Origin of the sequence: Arsenicibacter rosenii, assembly GCF_001870735.1 — a bacterium.
Lineage (GTDB): Bacteria > Bacteroidota > Bacteroidia > Cytophagales > Spirosomataceae > Arsenicibacter > Arsenicibacter rosenii.
Genome location: NZ_MORL01000152.1, coordinates 1 through 1,273 on the forward strand (window position 1 = coordinate 1; position 1,273 = coordinate 1,273).

Annotated in this window: 2 pseudogenes; both read right to left on the minus strand. The window is 54.9% G+C overall.

From position 1 onward, the window contains the following. Window positions 1-359 (minus strand): annotated as a pseudogene (locus tag BLX24_RS30485) (glucarate dehydratase); the annotation flags it as partial. 29 nt (window positions 360-388) lie between these two features. Then, window positions 389-1,273: pseudogene (locus tag BLX24_RS30490) on the minus strand (UxaA family hydrolase); the annotation flags it as partial.

The following is a 1,273-nucleotide window of genomic DNA, read 5'->3' on the forward strand; positions in this document are numbered from 1 at the left end:
GCGCTGAAAATATGCACCAGTGTCCGTTGGTCCCAGGGCGTGTCGCCGCGTTCAGAGGCTTTATCCTGGCCGAAATGGGCCAGTAATATGTCGCGGATGGTATTCAGCTGAAAAGGGTCCTGACCAATGATCAGCGGTTTACTGGCCTCGAGTGAACGATCAATGGCAAGGTTGCCGGGTATTTCGCTGATGCCGCTGATATTATCGTCGGTAACCAGCTCAACCACTGTCCGCAGGGCATAAGGGGCATGTAGTCCGGCCGCATTGAGCAGGGGAGGGTCCACGACGGCAATCGGGGTGATGTGAAACGCTTTAATTTTCGGTCCGTTCAGGCCGGACAGCGAAGGGGTAAAGGCCATGGTTGTATCAGTAATAAACAGTGAAAGCACTAGGTTAACGGTCCGGGATTAAACAGGACCAGGTCGTTGTACAAACCAATTGTGTCGGTCGCTACTTTTTTGCGGCCACTGGCGATGTCTAGTATCAGGTGAAACAATTCCCACCCCATCTCCTCAATGGTTTTAAAACCAAATGCAACCGGACCGGCGTCGAAATCGATCAAATCGTGCCAGCGCTGGCTGAGTCTGGTGTTGGAGCTGACTTTGATAACCGGTACCATATTCAGGCCATAAGGCGTGCCCCGTCCGGTAATGAAAACGTGCATGTTCATACCGGCGGCCAGCTGTAATGTTCCGCAGACAAAATCGCTGGCCGGGGTGGCAACAAAGTTCAGCCCCTTTTTCCGGATTCTGTCGCCGGGCGAAACCACATCCACAATCGGGCTGCTTCCGGATTTAGCGATGGAGCCAAGGGCTTTCTCCACAATATTGCTCAGCCCGCCACCTTTGTTGCCGGGGGTGGTATTGGCGCTGCGGTCGGCACGCCCCTGCATCAGGTAATTATCGTACCAGGCCATTTCATCTTTTAACGCCCTGGCAACCGAAGCATCGGCCGCGCGGGGTACCAGCAGATGAATCGCATCGCGTACTTCGGTTACCTCCGAAAAAAACACGGTACCACCCGCCCGGACGATCAGATCGGCCGCAAAGCCCGAAACCGGATTGCCCGTCAGTCCGGAAAAGGCATCACTGCCGCCACACTGCATACCCACCACCAGATCCGAGGCCGGGCAGGTTGTCCGTTGCCGCTGGTTGAGCTTTTGCAGGTGTTTGTCGGCCAGTTTCAGTATGCCATCAACCATATCACTGAACCCTTCCAGCGACTCATCCTGAAGATACAGGATTGAACTATCGCCTTGGCCGGTGTCGGGTAG